This is a genomic window from Microcoleus sp. MON1_C5 (assembly GCF_036701875.1).
GTDB lineage: Bacteria > Cyanobacteriota > Cyanobacteriia > Cyanobacteriales > Microcoleaceae > Microcoleus.
This window is the reverse complement of sequence record NZ_JAUBRN010000057.1, coordinates 1-18,086: the sequence shown is the minus strand read 5'-3', so window position 1 is coordinate 18,086 and position 18,086 is coordinate 1. Positions and strand designations below refer to the sequence as shown.

Here is an 18,086-nt window from a genome sequence, read left to right as displayed (position 1 = left end):
CAGTCGAATGCCAAGCTGGGGTATGTTGAGTGCGATGGCACAAGAATTCAACAAAAGTCTAGGCGCTTTCACTCCTACCTACTTTCGCTCAAAACCAGCCCTCTACCACCACGCAAGCGGAGTTATCAGTTCGTAGTGTTAAGTTGTGTGTTAAGAAATTGGTACGGTGTCAATGAATTTATTCGCTGAGTTCAAAGGAAGAGTTGTAAGTGTTGAATTTTGAGTATTGATTTCGCAATTCTCAACTCAAATCTCAATATTGCTAACTCGATAAAAGCCTCCTTATTTCAATCTCTCAGATTTATCTGCTGAGCATAACTCATAACTCTGTAAGGGCGGGTTTAACTACTTTATCTGTAACAGTTAACAGTGAACAGTCAACAGTTAACAGTGAACGGTCAACAGTTAAATTTTCTTCCACCCTGCACCAACTCACAGCTAATAACTCTTCAAGCCACTACTAATTACAGTGAAAGTCAGAGGCACTATGAGTGCGTAAGTGTCTCTAACTTGCTGCCAGTTTTGTGAGGAAATTGAATGACAAAGCAGATAGTTATAGCAGAGCAGCATCGCATTGCTGCCGTCTTTTCAGAAGATCAAATCCAAGAACTTGTGGTAGCCACAGGCAGCCACCAAGTCAGTGACATTTACTTGGGAATTGTTGAAAATGTACTCCCTGGGATAGATGCGGCATTCGTCAATATTGGCGATCCAGAACGTAACGGGTTTATGCACGTCACAGACCTCGGCCCGCTGCGCCTTAAACGCTCGGCAGGAGCAATTACAGAACTCCTGACCCCCCAGCAGAAAGTGGTGGTACAGGTAATGAAAGAACCGACGGGCAGCAAAGGCCCCCGGCTGACAGGCAACATTACCCTGCCTGGCCGCTATTTGGTACTGATGCCCTACGGCAGGGGAGTCAATCTCTCGCGGCGGATCAAGTCGGAAGCGGAGCGCAACCGCCTCAGAGCCCTGGCTATTTTGGTGAAACCGGCCGGGATGGGGCTGCTGGTACGCACTGAAGCTGAAGGGATGACGGAAGAAGCGATCATGGAAGATTTGGAAGTCCTCCAAAAACAGTGGGAAGCCGTTCAACTCGAAGGCGGTACTTCGCGGGCGCCGGCACTGCTCAACCGGGATGACGATTTTATCCAGCGGGTGCTGCGAGATATGTTCAGCGGTGACGTGAATCGGATTGTGGTGGACTCGCAAAATGGAATTAAGCGGGTGAAGCAGCAGTTGATGAGCTGGAACGGCGGTAAACTTCCTGCGGGAGTTTTGATCGACCACCACCGAGAGCGCGCCTCGATTTTAGAATTTTTCCGGGTTAACGCTGCGATTCGAGAAGCCCTCAGACCAAGGGTGGATTTGCCTTCGGGCGGTTATGTGATTATCGAACCGACTGAGGCGCTGACGGTGATCGATGTCAACTCTGGCTCGTTTACTCGATCGGCGACGGCTCGGGAAACGGTACTCTGGACAAATTGCGAAGCAGCAACGGAAATTGCTAGACAACTGCGGTTACGCAATATTGCCGGGGTGATTATTGTTGACTTTATTGACATGGAATCCCGCCGCGATCAGTTGCAGGTGCTGGAACATTTCAATAAAGCTCTCAAAGCTGACAAAGCTCGGCCGCAAATCGCTCAACTGTCGGAATTGGGGCTGGTAGAACTGACCCGCAAGCGCCAAGGTCAAAATATTTACGAGTTGTTCGGCCACAGTTGTCCGACTTGCAGCGGATTGGGTCATCTGGTGCAACTCCCCGGAGAAGAAGACTTCGCCGCAGCGGTGCGGGAATCGGCCGATCGCACTGTTGCTACCTCGAACCGCGTTTTGTTGAATTTGCCAGAAGGATTGGAACGCCGCAGCTTGACGCCTGTGGCGGCTGCAACTCCTGCCCCGGTACGGGAAGAACGCCCCCCCGAACCTGCTCGGGCTGCTTGGGAACCTCAAAGCGAAAGTGTGGATTTTGAGACCGGCAGCAACGCCTCGCCTTTGGACTTGCTCAACCATCCCAGCTATCAGGATTTGGGGAACGGAACCAGACGCCGCCGCCGCCGCCGGATTGGCGAAGAGCCTTTTGCTCTCCCGGCTGAGGAGGAACCGGTACGCAGCAAGTTGCGGCTGCCGAATACTTCGAGCGCACCTGTGGCGGATACGCGCTCTGAGTATCTGGCACCCCCCGGCATCCGGGCCGCGTCGGAGGGCTTCGGGCTGGTGAATATGGCAACTGTTGGCAGGCGCGAGGACTTCGATCGCGTGCGTCCGGCTAAGTCGGAGTTGATGAAGCCGATGGTGGAGCCTCCAGAGGTGATTTCGGTGGAAATGACGCCAGAGGAGCAGGATGTTTATGCTCTGATGGGGGTTTCTCCTTTGGTGCTTACCGATCGCAGCGTGAAAAATCCTAAGAATGCGATCGTTTCGGTAACTCTCCCCGGAGTGGCCCCGAACAAGCCGCCTTTCGAGCAGCTCGAATTTGAATTTGAAGCGGCGGCGCCTGCAGAGAATGTTGAGGAACGGGATTATTATCCAGAAAGATCGGTAGTTGAGCCTGTTTTTTCTGAGGATGATGATGATGATGAGGCCCAAATTTATGGCGAGAGTTTGATCGACGAAACTGATGATTTTGATCGGATTGAGGAACCCAGCGATGTGATGGGCGAACTCAATGAGCCGATCGAATCCCATGAGCCGATCGAATCCCATGAGCCGATCGAATTCAATGAGCCGATCGAATCTTATGAGCCGATCGAATCCCATGAGCCGATCGAATCCCATGAGCCGATCGAACCCAGCCAACCCAGCGAACCCAGCGAACCGGAGGAGCCTGCTATCAACCGCCGCCGCCGCCGCCGCTCGTCAGCCGTTGTGGATGAGTGATATGAAGTCCGAGGGAAGAGGGAAGAAGTCAGAGGGAAGAGGGAAAAAGGAAGAAGTAGAAATTTTTACTCTCTTCCCATCTTTCCATCTTCCCCTTTCCCCCTCTCCCTCGAACACTCTAGTAATTGCAGGTGTGGATGAAGTCGGACGAGGCGCTTTGTTCGGGCCGGTGGTGGCTGCAGCCTGCATTTTGCCCGACGAAGTTCTCGATGAATTAGCAAGTTGCGGGGTGCGCGACAGCAAGCAGTTGAGTGCCGCAGCCCGGAGTCGGTTAGCCGTAAAAATCCGGGCTGTGGCGGTTGACTGTCAAATTGGTGTGGCTTCGGTGCGAGAGATCGATCGCCTCAATATTTTGCAGGCTTCGTTGTTGGCGATGAAACGGGCGATTTTGAAGTTGAAGGTGACGCCGGATTTGTGTTTGGTTGATGGGAATCAAAGGATTCCCAATTTGGCGATCGAGCAAGAGACGATGATTAAGGGTGATGCGCGATCGATTCAGATTGCTGCTGCTAGTATTGTGGCGAAAGTTTGGCGCGATGAATTAATCCTGCGTTTAGCTGTTAAGTATCCTGAATATGACTTGACAAACAACAAAGGATATGGTACTGCTAAACATAAATTGGGGTTGGAACGTTACGGGCGATCGGCTTTTCACCGACAATCTTTTAGTCCCTGTCGAAGATAGCTAGTTGTAGTCAATAATACAAGTCAGGTTAAATAGACATAATTCCGCTGGAAAAAAGCGACTGTTCAAGAGGGTGCAGGTTACCATACCTTACATAAAAATTAACATTCTCAAAATCACCCAAAATGTTAAAAATTGAAGGCTACGAGATTCTAGATCGAATTTACGAAAGCCAAAATTCAACGGTTTATCGAGGCATTCGCGAACAGGACAATCAACTTGTTATCTTCAAAATGCTCGAGCAAGATTATCCAGATCCTGCTGAACTTACCCGCTACAAGCAGGAATACGAAATTACTTGCAATCTCCAAAATCTAGAAGGATTCCTCAAAGTTTATAGCCTACATGAGTATAAAAGAACCCTAGTCATTATCTTTGAAGATTATGGAGGCACTTCTTTAGAAATGTTGAAGGATAACCCTGTAGAAACGCCAAATATTTCATCTTTACAGCACTTCCTCCCCATCGCTATTCAAACAGCAGAGATTTTGGCTCAAATTCATGGTGCCAAAATTATCCACAAAGACATTAACCCCGCCAATATCCTGCTCAATCCAGAAACCGGGCAAGTCAAAATTATCGATTTTGGCATTGCTACCGTCTTCACCCGCGAAAATCCTACCCTAAAAAATCCCAATATTTTAGAAGGTACATTAGCCTATATTTCTCCAGAACAAACTGGAAGGATGAACCGTTCTCTCGATTATCGAACCGACTTTTACTCTTTGGGCGTTACCTTCTACGAACTCCTCACCGGACAAGTTCCATTTGCCGCTGACGATGCTTTGGAGTTGGTACATTGCCACATCGCAAAACAACCAGTACCGCCGCATCAGATTAATCCAGAAATTCCCCCAATTATTTCTGATATCGCACTCAAACTGATGGCAAAAACAGCCGAGGATCGATATCAAAGTGCCTGCGGAATCAAAGCAGATTTAGAAAAATGTTTGAACCAGTTACAGACAAAGGGCAAAATAGAATCGTTCCCCCTTGGCAGTCAAGATATTTGCGACAAGTTCCAAATTCCCCAGAAACTTTACGGACGTGAGGCAGAAGTTGCAGATTTACTAGCAGCCTTCGATCGAGTTAGCAAAACCGAAAATAATCAGCAATCCCGTAAAGAATTAATGCTGGTTGCTGGTTATTCTGGCATCGGCAAGTCAGCACTGGTATCCGAAGTTTATAAACCGATAACCAAGGCTAGAGGCTATTTTATCGCTGGAAAGTTCGACCAATTTCAGCGCAATATTCCTTACTCTGCTCTTGTCAGTGCTTTCTCGGGATTAGTGCGACAATTATTGACCGAAAGCGAAGAACAGCTTAATCAATGGCGAGAAAAATTATTAGATGCTTTTGGTGCTAACGGTCAAATCATTATTGATGTAATTCCCGAAGTTGCATTGATTGTGGGCCAACAGCCGGCATTGCCGGAATTAGGCGCAATTGAATCGCAAAATCGCTTTAATCTTATCTGTGGCAATTTCATTCGGGTATTTTGCTCAAAAAAGCATCCTTTAGTCATTTTTCTGGACGATTTGCAGTGGGCAGATACTGCCACCCTCAAATTAATCCAACTGATGATGGCGGATGCAGATACCCAATATCTATTTTTGATTGGAGCTTATCGAGACAACGAAGTCAATTCCACCCATCCCTTGATGGTGACTCTGGAAGCAATCCGCTCCGCTCAAGTATCTGTCGTCAACCAGATTACCCTTGTACCTTTAGCGCAAAAACATATCAATGAATTGATTGCTGATACGTTACAATGCGATGGTTCTTCGGTTCGCTCTTTAGCAGAATTAATCCTAAAAAAAACCCGGGGTAATCCTTTTTTTGTGAGTGAGTTGTTAAAAACGTTATATGCTGAAAACCTGCTAAGCTTCGATTTTATCGCTCGCACTTGGCACTGGGATATGGTTCAGATTGAGGCGAGGGCAATTACTGACAATGTGGTAGAATTAATGATTGCCAAACTCAATAAACTGCCGTCAACCGCTCAGGAGGTATTGCGTTTTGCAGCTTGTATAGGTGCAGAGTTTGACTTAAGCACTCTATCAATTATTTGCGAGCGATCGCCCGCTGAAATTTTCTCCGCTCTGAAAGAGGCGATTCAGTCTGAGTTGATTTTTACTTTCTCAGAATTAGATACTCAACTGTTAATTCAACACTATAAATTTGGACACGATCGCATCCAACAAGCAACTTATTCTTTGATTGACGAGTCAGAAAAACAAGCCATCCATTTACAAATTGGTCGCCTGTTGCTCAAGAATAGTTCGCCCGAAACACGATCGAAAAAAATATTTGAAATTGTCGATCATCTCAATCTTGGGATAGGGGCAAGCACGGCAGTACAGCCCCTACTAACCCATCAACAAGAGCGAAACGAAATTGCCCAACTAAATTTGATAGCCGGCCAGAAAGCCAAAGCAGCGACGGCTTACACTGCGGCGGTTCAATATTTGAACACAGGGTTAAGCCTCTTAACCGAAGAAAGTTGGCAAACGCAGTATGACTTAACCCTCAATCTCTATCAAGAAACTGTAGAGGCTCAATATTTAAACACCAAATTTCACCCGGCAGAAACATTAGCTGAAGTTATATTGGAACGAGCAATAAATCAGCTAGACAGGGTAAAAGCTTACGAACTTAAAGTGCAAATTTATACCGCTCAAAATCAGCCACTTAAAGCAATAGAAACGGGTTTAGAAGCATTGAAATTACTGGAAATTTCTCTGTCGAGAGCGGAAGATAGTAACGTAGAGCTGCCAACACTGATGGACTTAGAAAGCTTCCCGCAAATGACTGACCCTGCTCAACTAGCAGCCATGCGGATTTTAATGTCTATTTCTCCCTCAGCTTTATTTGCGAAACCCGGAGTTTTAGTGTTAATTATGTTGACAATGGTTAACCTGACTATTCAAAAAGGTTATTCAGCCTTGGCTGCTTATGCTTATGTTGGGTATGCTGTTATCTGTTCGGGAAAAGGCAACATAGAAACTGGATATCACGCCGGGAAATTGGCACTGAAGCTAGTAAATATATATCATGCTACAGAACTAAAAGCGAAAGTTTATAACTTATTTTGTTCTTTCGTTAAACACTGGAAAGACCCCGAAAAAAGCAGTCTTTCTCTGCTCCTAGAGGGAAGTAAAAGCGGACTGGACACAGGAGACAATGAGTACGGCTGTTATTGTATTAAAGCTTATTGTATCACCCTATTTTTGACGGGGGAAGGACTAGAATCTGTCGCCTCAAAAATGCAGCAATCCTGCGAACAATTATGGAAGCTTAAACAGGAATATGCTCTCTACCAGACTAATATCTGGCGGCAAGTTACCTTAAATCTTTTGGAAACAACTGCCACCCCATCTCGTTTGCTCGGCGAAAGCTTTAACGAGGAGGAAATAATTCCCCGTTTGCTAGCCACGAATAACCGCACTTTGCTTTGTCTGGTTTACCTCGCCAAACTAAATCTTTCTTACTTATTCAAAGACTGTGCCGGGGCCGTAAAAAATGCGATCGCAGCCGCAGAATACATAGATTCTCTCATGGGATTTATGTATGTTGCTGTGCATAACTTCTACTATTCTCTTGCCCTGCTCGCTCAGTATTCTCCCCAATTCATGGAAAACTTGGAGCGAGTCGAATTAAACCAGGAGCAAATGAAGCAATGGGCAGAGCTTGCCCCGTTCAATTTCCAGCATAAATACGACCTAGTAGAAGCAGAAACAGCGCGAGTATTGGGAGATAATTGGCAAGCAGCAAAACTTTACGACCGAGCGATTAAAGGAGCAAGAGACAGCGGATATATTCAATATGAAGCTTTAGCCTATGAGCTAGCAGCAGAATTTTATCTGGCAAGCGGTATGGAGGAGATTGCCCAAACCTATCTCAAAGGAGCACACTACGGCTATACTCGCTGGCAAGCTAGGGCAAAAGTTGAGGATTTAGAAGCAAGATATCCACAATTACAGGCTAAATCTGCGGGAACTATTGGTAAAAACACAGGCACGAGCATCGCCACTTCTCAGACTACTACAGGAGCGGGTACAGCTTTAGATTTAGCGACAGTTATCAAAGCCTCTCAAGCCATTGCTGGTGAAATTGTGCTAGAGAAATTACTCCGAAACTTGATGAAAATTATGATTGAGAATGCTGGCGCACAGGTGGGCTACTTGTTGTTGGAATCTCATGGTAAACTACTGATTGAAGCATCCGGTGCAGTTGATTGCGACAGCATCAATTTATTGCAGTCAATCCCATTAGAAAGCAGTAACTTACTGTCACTATCAGTGATAAATTATGTAAGTCGGACTCACAAAGATGTTGTTTTAAATGATGCTAATCGTGAAGGTAAATTTACTAAGGACACTTATATAAAGGCACATAAAACTAAATCAATCCTCTGCGTTCCTCTGCTCAAACAAAATCAGCTTATTTCAATAATATACTTAGAAAATAACCTGGTAACAGGTGCATTTACTCCCGACAGAGTAGCCCTGTTAAAAGTCTTGTCGTCACAAGCTGCCATCTCGATCGAAAATGCCCAACTCTATACCAACTTAGAAGCAAAAGTAGAAGAACGCACTCAAGAATTATCACAAGTTTTAAGCAATCTCGAAGCCACCCAAGAAGGATTGATTCAATCAGAAAAAATGGCAGCTTTAGGACAACTGGTAGCCGGAGTGGCCCACGAAGTTAACACTCCCCTGGGTGCAATTCGCTCCTCGGCAGGAAATGTTTCTAAGTTCTTGAATCAAACTTTAGAACAGTTGCCCGCACTTTTTCAATCTCTCTCCCCAGAAGAAGCACAGAATTTCTTGAGTTTACTTCAGCGTTCCCTCCAACAAGAAGCAAGCTTATCAACAAAAGAAGAACGCAAATTAAAGAGAGCTTTGAGAACCCAACTGCAAGAATTAGAGATTGATAGTGCCGATACCGTAGCCGATCGCCTAGTGATCATGGGGGTTTATAATGAAATAGATGCCTTTGTCCCGTTGTTGCAAAGATGCGATAGTTTACATCTCTTAGAAATCGCCTACAAACTTTCCGAATTAAAAAGAGGCATCGCTACTATCAACACAGCCACAGACAGAGCATCAAAAGTAGTTTTTGCCTTAAAAACTTATGCCCGCTACGAACAGTCGGGCGAAAAAACAGCAGCCAGTATTACAGGAGGTATTGAAACAATCTTAACCCTGTATCAAAATCTCCTAAAACAGGGAGTGGAGGTCATCAAAAACTATGCCGAAATCCCGCCGATACTGTGCTATCCAGACGAACTTAATCAAGTTTGGACGAATTTAATTCACAATGCTTTGCAAGCAATGGATTATCGAGGCACGCTAACAATTGAGTTAACGACTGAAGATGACCAGGCTAAGATTAGCATTAGCGACAGCGGTCACGGGATACCAGAAGAGATAAAAGCGAAAATATTTGACCCGTTTTTTACTACTAAATTGGCAGGAGAAGGCAGCGGATTGGGACTCGATATTGTCAAGAAGATTGTTGAGAAACATCAGGGAAAAATTGAAGTAGAATCAATTCCAGGCAAAACTACATTTAATGTTTTTCTGCCAATGAGCGCTGTATAAGCAGGTCAAGGAACTCGCAAACTATATAAGGTAGTAAGCCGATCGGATTTTGCTTGGTTGCGCCTAAGCTGCAATCTACCCCATTGATAGGATTTCAAAAATTAAAGCGTTTTGAGGCCCATAACTCCGATCGAACCGGAAACGGATGTAAAACAGCAGTACGATGGGCTATGCTCAGCTAAGCTACTACCCATATAAGTTTCTTCGTTTCGGCGACTGGGGGGAGGGGGAGAGGATGGGGCGAGCAGTTGACTTGTGACCCCGCCCAAAAACGGATACAAGCCCCGACAGGATTCGTGGAGAGGCAAAAATTTTAGACCCTTGTTCAAGCTCCCAGATTCATCTGTGGAGTCAATCTAAAATCCTTCGACTGAGCGCTCACGCCGAAGTCTCAAATCTCAAATTTAAAATAGACTGACATCTTCAGATAAGATGGGGTCTACTAATATACTTTACTACTTTGACTACTTTGACTACTTTTGCTACTAATAACAATTAAAAAGGAGAAAAAATAGATGTCGAAACCAGTTATTTTGTGCGTTGACGATGAGAGAATGGTATTAGACAGTCTCAGGACGCAGCTAGCAGCAGAATTTGGGAATGCCTACACCTACGAAGGAGCAGAAGATGCTGAGGAGGCTTTAGAGGTAATCAGCGAACTCTATGACGAAAAAATCACCCTTATTCTGATTATCTGTGATTGGTTAATGCCCGGTATTAAGGGAGATGAGTTGCTGATTCGCATTCACCAAAACTACCCCCATGTTATAAAAATTATGCTGACAGGTCAAGCCGATGAAGTAGCAATTGACCGAGCGAAAAAACAGGCTAACCTCCATTCTTGCTTATCTAAACCTTGGTTAGAATCCGAGTTGCTGGAAACTATTAAATCTGGTTTATCTAAACTATGAGTCAACAGGTAATTATCTGTGTCGATGATGAGAAAACTGTACTCAGGAGCCTCAAAGCAGAACTGCAAGAGGCTGTTGGCAATGATTATATAATCGAAATTGCTGAAGGTGGGCAAGAGGCATTAGAGCTAATTGAAGAATTGCTAGAGGATGGGGATGAAATTCCTTTAATTATTTCCGACCACATTATGCCTGACATGAAGGGAGACGAGCTGTTGAAACAGGCTCATATAATTTCGCCTAAAACTATAAAAATTATGCTGACGGGGCAAGCAGATATTGAGGCGATAACCAATGCTATCAACTCTGCAAACCTATATCGTTATATTACCAAACCTTGGCAAGCTGAAGATTTGAAATTGACGGTTAGAGAAGCGCTAAATAGTTATCTTCAAGATAAACAACTGGCACAACAAAACGCCCGACTTCAGCAAATGAATCAGGAGTTAGCCGAGTTAAACAGCCAGCAAACGGCACTGATTGCCAAACTCCATGAAAGCGAAAATCGCTTGACACAGTTTTTGGAAGCAATGCCGATTGGTGTAGGTGTGCTGGATGCGGACGGCCAACCTTACTACGTCAATCGGAAAGCAAAAGAGATATTTGGTAAAGGAGTTGTGCCGGAGACGAGTTCCGAGCAATTGTCAGAGGTTTATCAACTCTATCAAGCAGGCACAAATCAAAATTATCCTACGGAAAATTTGCCCAGCGTGCGCGCGTTGAAGGGAGAAAGTGCTACGGCTGACGATGCAGAAGTTCATCAAGGCGACAAGATTATTCCCCTAGAAATCTTCGCTACTCCAATCTACGATCAACAAGGAAATATTGTTTATGCTATCACCACTCTTCAAGATATCACGGAACGCCAAGAAGCTGAGGCAGAACGCCAAAAGTTCATCGAGGATCTCTTTGAGGTCAATTGCAATTTGGAACTTTCACTGGATGCAGAATTAGAAATTGCGGAGGCGACAAGTCGCTTTGTACCCAAAGAGTTGTTAGCTTTTTTGGGATGTGACAGTATTGTTGATATTAAATTGGGAGAAGCGGTGGAGTTGGAAATGTCGGTTTTGTTTTCTGACATCCGCGATTTCACTACTCTCTCGGAACAAATGACACCGACAGAAAATTTCAAATTTATAAATTCTTATCTGAGTCGAATGGAACCGCTGATTTTGGAAAATCAGGGGTTTATTGATAAATATATTGGCGATGCAATTATGGCTTTGTTTAGCGAGGGGGCGGATGATGCTGTGAAAGCGGGAATTGCGATGCTGCATACTCTTGTTGAATACAATCGAGATCGCGCTTCTGTGGGTTATGTGCCCGTTGAGATTGGGGTGGGAATCAATACTGGTTCTTTGATTCTGGGTATAGTGGGCGGAAAAAGCCGGATGGACGGTACTGTGATTAGCGATGCGGTTAATTTGGCTTCTCGGATTGAAAGTTTGACGAAAAATTATGGGGTATCGCTGTTAATTACTCAGCAGACTTTCGATCGCTTGAGAAATCCGGGTGATTATGCAATTCGGGTAATTGATAAAGTTCAGGTTAAGGGTAAGTCTGAATGGGTGACTGTTTATGAAGTTTTTGATGCGGATTTGCCGGAAGTTAAAGCGGGGAAGTTAGCGACTTTGCAAGTGTTTATTGAGGCTTTGTCTTTGTACAATATGAACAGTTTTAGGGAAGCTTCGGCACTTTTTGCGGATTGTTTGCGCCAAAATCCGGGGGATAATGTGGCTCGAATTTATTTGGAAAGGTGTAATTAAGGAAGAAGGAAGTTTGGCAACGGATTCGCAAGGGCGGATGTAACTGATGGAAGGAAGTTTGGCAACGGATTCGCAAGGGCGGATGTAACTGATGGCAGCAAGAAGCAATAAAAGCTAGGGTTTCAGCAATACAGAACTTATGCAAAATTTCTATATGTAGGGCTCCATGCACACCGCACCTTACCGCTTTAGTCCGATCGAGTTTTATGAGAACTTTAGTCCTCACTACAAACCGCGACTCGTTATCGGAAATGCGATCGCCCCGATCGCACTTTAGGATTGTTCGATCGGTTGTTCGATCGGTTGTTCGATCGGCAATTCTATGATAAACTCTGCTCCGTGGCCGAGTGCAGACACGCAGCTAAGTGTGCCACCGTGTTCTTGGATAACTTTGTAGGAAATTGACAGGCCTAAACCGGTGCCTTTGTCGGCGGGTTTGGTGGTAAAAAAAGCCTCGAATAACTGCTGGGAAACTTCTTCTGGCATACCGGGGCCGTTGTCAGAAATCCTAATTACAGCATTGGAGTTTTGGACTTCTGTCCTAATTTTAATCTTGCTGCGGTTAGGTTTGACTTCGCCAACTGAATGCCCTTCGTTGTATTCCTCGATCGCGTCGATCGCATTTCCGATCAAATTCATAAATACCTGATTGATTTTCCCAGCATAACACTCAACCAAAGGCAAATTTCCATAGTCCTTAATTACCGCAATTTCGGGATAGTTGCCTCTGGCTTTCAGGCGGCTTTGCAGAATCAGCAACGTTCCTTCAATCCCTTCGTGCAGGTTAACTTTGCTCATTTGAGAATCGTCTTTGCGGGAGAAATTTCTGAGCGATCGCACAATTTCCCGAATGCGATCGGCCCCAACCTGCATCGAAGACATCGCTTTCGGCAAATCTTCTAGCAGAAACTCTAGCTCGATATCCTTAATTTTATCTTGAATTGCGGCCGGCGGCTGCGGGCAGTGCTGCTGGTACATATCGAGCAAAGTCAGCAAATCTTCCGTGTAGTGGCCGACGTGAACGAGATTGCCGCAGACGCTGCTAACGGGATTGTTAATTTCGTGAGCAACACCAGCTACCATTTGACCGAGAGTAGACATTTTTTCAGTATGTATTAATAAGGCTTGAGTTTGCTGCAACTCGTGCAAAGTATTTTCGAGCTGAATTTTTTGTTGGGTTAACTCTGTTTGCGATCGCCGCAAAGCTTCTTCACTGCGTTTCTGCTCAGAAATATCAGTAATTAAGCCTTCCAAAGCTATCAACTCTCCCGAGTCGGAAAACACTCCCAAACCTTGCTCCCAAACCCATTTTAATTCCCCATTTTTAGAAGTAATTCGGTAATTTAGCTGATAGGGTCGATTTTCTTGCAACGCAACTTGTACGGCATTCCACAAAATATCGCGATCGTCCGGGTGAGTCAATTCCGATAGAGAAACTTCCCTAGTGCCGATAAATTCTTCAGGAGAATAGCCTGCTAACTGATAGCAACCTTCGCTGACAAACTCCATACTGCGATCGGCATCGTTGCGAAAACGGTAGGCCATTCCCGGCAAATTGCTCATCAGCGTCGCCAACGCCCGCTGGCTTTCCCGTAGGGCTTCTTCGGCGTGTTTGCGATCGGTAATATCCGTCATCACCGCTAGCATACAGAGTTCGCCGTCCAAATTAATCAACTCTGCAGACAGCAAACACACCACCACCGATCCAGACTTCATGCGAAACTCGCATTCCTGATTGCGAACCACACCTTGTTCGTGCAAACGTTGCCTAAAATTAAGTCGGTCTTGAGGCCTTACCCAAATATTTAACCCCGGTACTGTATTGCAAGTCGTTTCTTCTAAAGCGTAACCAGTCATCGACAAAAAACTATCATTAACTTCAATAAAACGACCCTCTGAAAAAGTAGTAATAATCATCGAATCGGGACTTGAGCGAAAAGCCTTAGAAAACTTTTCTTCCGACAATCTCAACTTTTTAATAGCCTCTTCCAACTGACTTGTCCGCTCTTTAACCCGGCATTCCAATACCTCGTTAGCCTGCTTCAGGGCCTCCTCAGCCTGCACCCGATAAGTGATATCGCGCACCACGCCTTGCAGCCCCATTTTGCCGCCAATATCCATAGAAGTTAGCAGCACTTCCGCCGGAAACTCATAACCGTCCAAACGGCAGTGCCGCCAGTCAAAACGGCAATTTCCCGATCGCACAGCCGTATTAACTCGCTCTTTATAAAGACTCAGAGAATCTTGTCCGTCCGGTTGCAGCGGCGGGCTGAAATCCGAAAGATGCTTGCCGCAAAACTCCGATAGAGTGCTGCAGCCAAATAACTCTAAAGTTGCCGGATTGCAATCCAAAAAACCCTCTTCATCTAGCAGCATTACCGCATCAGTCGTCGATTCGTACAAAGTGCGAAACTTTTTTTCCGACGCCTGCAAAGAAGCAATCAACTGCATCTTTTCCTCAGCCGCCCGCTTTTGCTCAGTAATATCCTGCATTACTTGAGAAAAACCCTGCAACTTTCCCCTTTCATCGCGCAAAGGAGTAACAATAATATTCGCCCAAAATCGCGATCCGTCTTTGCGAAGTCGCCAGCCTTCATTTTCGTATCGACCTTCTGCCACTGCCCTGATTAATTTTTCTCGGGGCTTGCCAATTTCAAGATCTTCTTTCGTGAAAAAACACTCGGAATTATTGCCGACTATTTCATGCGCTCTGTATCCAAAAATGCGTTCGGCACCCGAATTCCAGCTAGCTACATACCCAGCCGGATCTAACATAAATATAGCATAATCCTTAACCCCTTCAATTATTAAGCGCAGGCGTTCTTCGCTTTCTCGAAGTGCAGATTCTGCTTGCTTGCGCTGGGTGATATCTTCTACAAAACCTTCGTAGTAGAGCAATTTACCCGCTTCATCGCAGACAGCCCGCGCATTTTCCGCGATCCAAATTATTGTTCCGTCTCGGCGATAAATCTGCGACTCAAAATCCGATACGATGCCCTGTTCTTGCAAAGCAGAAACAAACTGATCGCGCCGATCGGGGTTGACGTAAAGTTGATCGCTGATATCAGTCAGACAGCCCATCAATTCTGCGGCGGAATTATATCCGTAGATGCGAGCCAAAGCTGGATTAGCGCTGATGTAGCGACCGTCTTGGGTTGTTTGAAAAATGCCCGACACAGCATTTTCAAACATACTATAATATTTTGCTTCCATTTGGTGCAGTGCCTCCGCGACATTCAGGCATTCTATCGTTTTATTTCCTAGTTTTTGATTTCCCACTTGTGAATACCCTGCTCTTGTGTATGAGTTGAATATTTTTGGTCTACCGCCTGCTAAATTTGAGCCGTTAGTTAGGCTGAAAGATGGTGTGTCGCAGCCGGAGACGAGTGTGTTTATTCATCTGTCCTACCGGGCTGTTAGTTATTAGTGGTTGCTGCAGAAAGTTTAGTTGATCGGGTATTTATTTGAGGCTTGACTGGCTGTCACGCTCGCAGTGGCACATCGCTCTGCCTGCGGTGCAGGTGTTCTAGCAAAACCCGTTTTTTGAAATCTCCCTGAATATATTAGCCGTTGAATACCCTGAAATAAGTTAGTAGCAAGGATGTTGTTACAAGAATAAAAGGCAGCGACTTCTACAACCGCAAGACTCTATTTTTAGGATTTGGGTGAGAGAATGATCGACTCTTAGCCGAGGCAACTAACCCGCCTGCAAGAGCTAAACGCTCGCTGTCCTTGCTGTCAGTCGATTGGAGATTTGAGATTTTAGATTAAATAATTGACTCCACAGATGAATCTGGGGCTCTCCTAAAATCTAAAATTTTTTGCTCTCCACAACTCCTGTCGGAAACTTTTATCGGTCTTTGGGTGCTCTGAGATACTGTTAAGTATTATTGCTGATAGATAATACAGCAGACTGCTGGCAGTTGTACGATCTGGGGTTTGTATGTAAAGTTGGCACAACAATAGGGTAATTGTTGTATCAAAAAATTCATATTCTGCTGCTGCGGGCGGAAAAATTCTGTAGCGGTGCTGGCATTTGGGCAAAAATCTGGGCCCGATCGCGCAAAATGTGGTCGGCAAGTCTGGTAAAATCCCGATCGATTCTCGGTTGGGCCGCAAAGCTCGATCGAGCTAAATTTGACTAGAAACTAATAAATGACAGATTATCCTCTCCTAGCAACGCCAGAGTCATCCCCTGCTTCAACCCAGACGGCGGATTCTCCTGTGTGGCCAGCCCTCCTGCAACAACTATTAGACAGACAATCTCTCTCACGCGCCCAAGCAGCCGACTTGATGCAGGGATGGCTAGCAGAAGCTATTCCCCCCGTCCTCTCAGGAGCAATTTTAGCGGCCATCCAAGCCAAAGGCATCTCTGCCCAAGAATTGGTAGGAATGGCTCAGGTATTGGGTTCTCAGTCGCTTGCAGGTGAGTCGGAGAGCGTTTTCAATTCCCAATCTCCAATCTCCAATCTCAAATTAATTGATACTTGTGGCACCGGCGGCGACGGCGCATCCACGTTTAACATTTCCACTGCTGTCGCTTTTGTGGCCGCCGCCGGCAAAGTTCGAGTCGCCAAACACGGAAATCGCTCCGCATCAAGCAAAGTGGGTTCTGCTGACGTGTTGGAAGCACTCGGAGTCAACCTCAACGCCGATGCAGCGAAGGTAAAAGCTGCGGTAGACGAAGTAGGCATCACCTTTTTATTTGCGCCTGGGTGGCATCCCGCACTTAAGGCTGTAGCGTCGCTCCGGCGCACTTTGAAGGTACGGACTGTTTTTAACCTTTTAGGGCCCCTTGTCAATCCTATGCGCCCTACAGGGCAGGTAATTGGGGTGTTCGATCCTAGTCTGGTATCAACTATTGCCCAAGCTTTGGGCGAGTTGGGGACTGAGTTAGCTGTAGTCGCTCACGGCAGAGAAAAATTGGACGAGGCGGGGTTGGGAGATGTGACTGATTTGGCCGTTTTGTCGGATGGCAAAGTGGAACTGACTACTTTAGACCCCCAAAAGGTAGGATTGACACCAAGTGCGATCGGCTCGTTAAAAGGCGGAAATGTTGAGGAAAACGCCGAGATTTTGCAGAAGGTTTTGCAAGGCAAAGGTACGCCCGCACAAATGGATGTTGTAGCTTTGAATGCGTCTTTGGCTTTTCAGGTGGGAGGTGCAATTCCTATGGGTTCCCACGCAGCAGGAGTTTCTATGGCTAAGGACATTTTATTGAGCGGCGAATCTTGGTTGAAGTTGCAGCAGTTGATTGAGTTTTTGAAATGAAGGAAGAGGGAAGTTCGGCAACGGATTTTGCCACGGATGTAACGGATGTAACGGAAGGAAGAAGGATGAAGGAAGAAGGAATTTTTTGTTTTAACTAACCAACAATAAAAATTCTTTACTTCTCAATTTTTCTTTACTTCTTCCCTCTTCCTTCTTCGTTGTTTTTAAGAGCGCGATCGAAATTCAATGACATCTTGCTTAATAGTCACATCTTTATTACCAAAAAAGTCGTGACCCAATAGTCCGATATCTAGCGACGGCGAGACGGCGACAACTACATTGTTAACTGCCAGGCCCCCAGCTTCCATAGAAGTCAAACGACCGAGGGGAAAAGTAGCCACTCCGTTCGGAGTTTGTGCTTGCACTGTTCCTTGGAGAACAACGCCCAAGGCTTTAGCCATTGCTGGTGTAATTACTGTGCCACTAGCTCCAGAATCTACCATCATCTCGAACTTTTGTTTGCCGTTAAACGTGACTTCTATGACCGGGATATTAGCCTCTCGGCGTTTGATTTTTGCCTGAAACACTCCCGACTTTGCCGCCGCCGAAGTGGTGGGCGTCAATTCTTTGGGGAGAAAACCGCAGACTGATTGGCTGAGGTTGAGGGTTCGGCCTGACGAGCTCCGCATGAAGCATCCCTCACTTTCTTGAGCCACTGCTCGCGAGGAGTTGGCAACAGTCGCTACTAAAATTGAACTGCTCAGAGAAATAACTGTTGTTACAACCAGTAACGGTTTGCACCGTTTTTGAGAGTTCAGTAGATGCTTGTATAAGTTTGAGAGTAAAGGCAAGGGAGATTTACTAGCCATAGTTTCGTTAAACGCTGTAGCTCGATCGTAACAGCGACAACTGCCTTTTGGTATAGATTTAGACTTTCGGCCCTCATAACTGTAGTTTAGACTAACTAAAGATGAGAACGGTGGCCCAAGAAAAACTAGAGCCACCGTTAAGGAGAGAATGAGGG

General features: G+C 45.6%; 9 protein-coding genes. 7 read left to right on the top strand and 2 right to left on the bottom strand.

The genetic code is table 11. From position 1 onward, the window contains the following. Positions 1-537: 537 nt before the first annotated feature. The 5 genes from QUA71_RS22975 to QUA71_RS22955 all read left to right on the top strand — a co-directional run bounded on the left by QUA71_RS22975 (position 538) and on the right by QUA71_RS22955 (position 11,851). Positions 538-2,883 (top strand): Rne/Rng family ribonuclease, encoded by a 2,346-nt coding sequence (locus QUA71_RS22975; protein WP_333288560.1) that lies wholly within the window; start codon positions 538-540, stop codon positions 2,881-2,883. Between the two features lies 1 nt (position 2,884). Next, the gene (locus QUA71_RS22970; RefSeq protein WP_190738785.1) at positions 2,885-3,568 is read left to right on the top strand and encodes a ribonuclease HII; all 684 of its coding nucleotides are present in this window, start codon (positions 2,885-2,887) and stop codon (positions 3,566-3,568) included. Positions 3,569-3,693: 125 nt separating this feature from the next. Beyond that, on the top strand, positions 3,694-9,174 hold the full coding sequence (locus QUA71_RS22965; RefSeq protein ID WP_333288558.1) for an AAA family ATPase: 5,481 nt from the start codon (positions 3,694-3,696) through the stop codon (positions 9,172-9,174). A gap of 515 nt (positions 9,175-9,689) precedes the next feature. Next, on the top strand, positions 9,690-10,085 hold the full coding sequence (locus QUA71_RS22960) for a response regulator (RefSeq protein WP_333288557.1): 396 nt from the start codon (positions 9,690-9,692) through the stop codon (positions 10,083-10,085). Next, complete coding sequence (locus QUA71_RS22955; RefSeq protein ID WP_333288555.1) at positions 10,082-11,851, top strand: adenylate/guanylate cyclase domain-containing protein; 1,770 nt, start codon at positions 10,082-10,084, stop codon at positions 11,849-11,851. The genes QUA71_RS22960 and QUA71_RS22955 overlap by 4 nt, the downstream gene beginning before the upstream one ends. A 273-nt stretch (positions 11,852-12,124) precedes the next feature. Here QUA71_RS22955 and QUA71_RS22950 read toward each other — a convergent pair whose 3' ends face one another. After that, entirely contained in the window at positions 12,125-15,130 is a 3,006-nt protein-coding gene (locus tag QUA71_RS22950) for a PAS domain S-box protein (RefSeq protein ID WP_333288553.1), read from the bottom strand. Between the two features lie 692 nt (positions 15,131-15,822). On the opposite strand from QUA71_RS22950, the gene QUA71_RS22945 reads away from it, so the two are divergent. Both QUA71_RS22945 and trpD read left to right on the top strand, forming a co-directional pair. Beyond that, complete coding sequence (locus QUA71_RS22945) at positions 15,823-15,996, top strand: hypothetical protein (protein ID WP_333288551.1); 174 nt, start codon at positions 15,823-15,825, stop codon at positions 15,994-15,996. 10 nt (positions 15,997-16,006) lie between these two features. Beyond that, positions 16,007-17,122, top strand: coding sequence for an anthranilate phosphoribosyltransferase (gene trpD, locus QUA71_RS22940; RefSeq protein ID WP_333288549.1), 1,116 nt, complete (start codon positions 16,007-16,009; stop codon positions 17,120-17,122). A 164-nt stretch (positions 17,123-17,286) separates the two neighbouring features. On the opposite strand, the gene QUA71_RS22935 is transcribed toward trpD, so the two are convergent. Further along, the coding region (locus QUA71_RS22935; protein WP_333288547.1) for a retropepsin-like aspartic protease at positions 17,287-18,086 on the bottom strand (800 nt) is incomplete at its 5' end.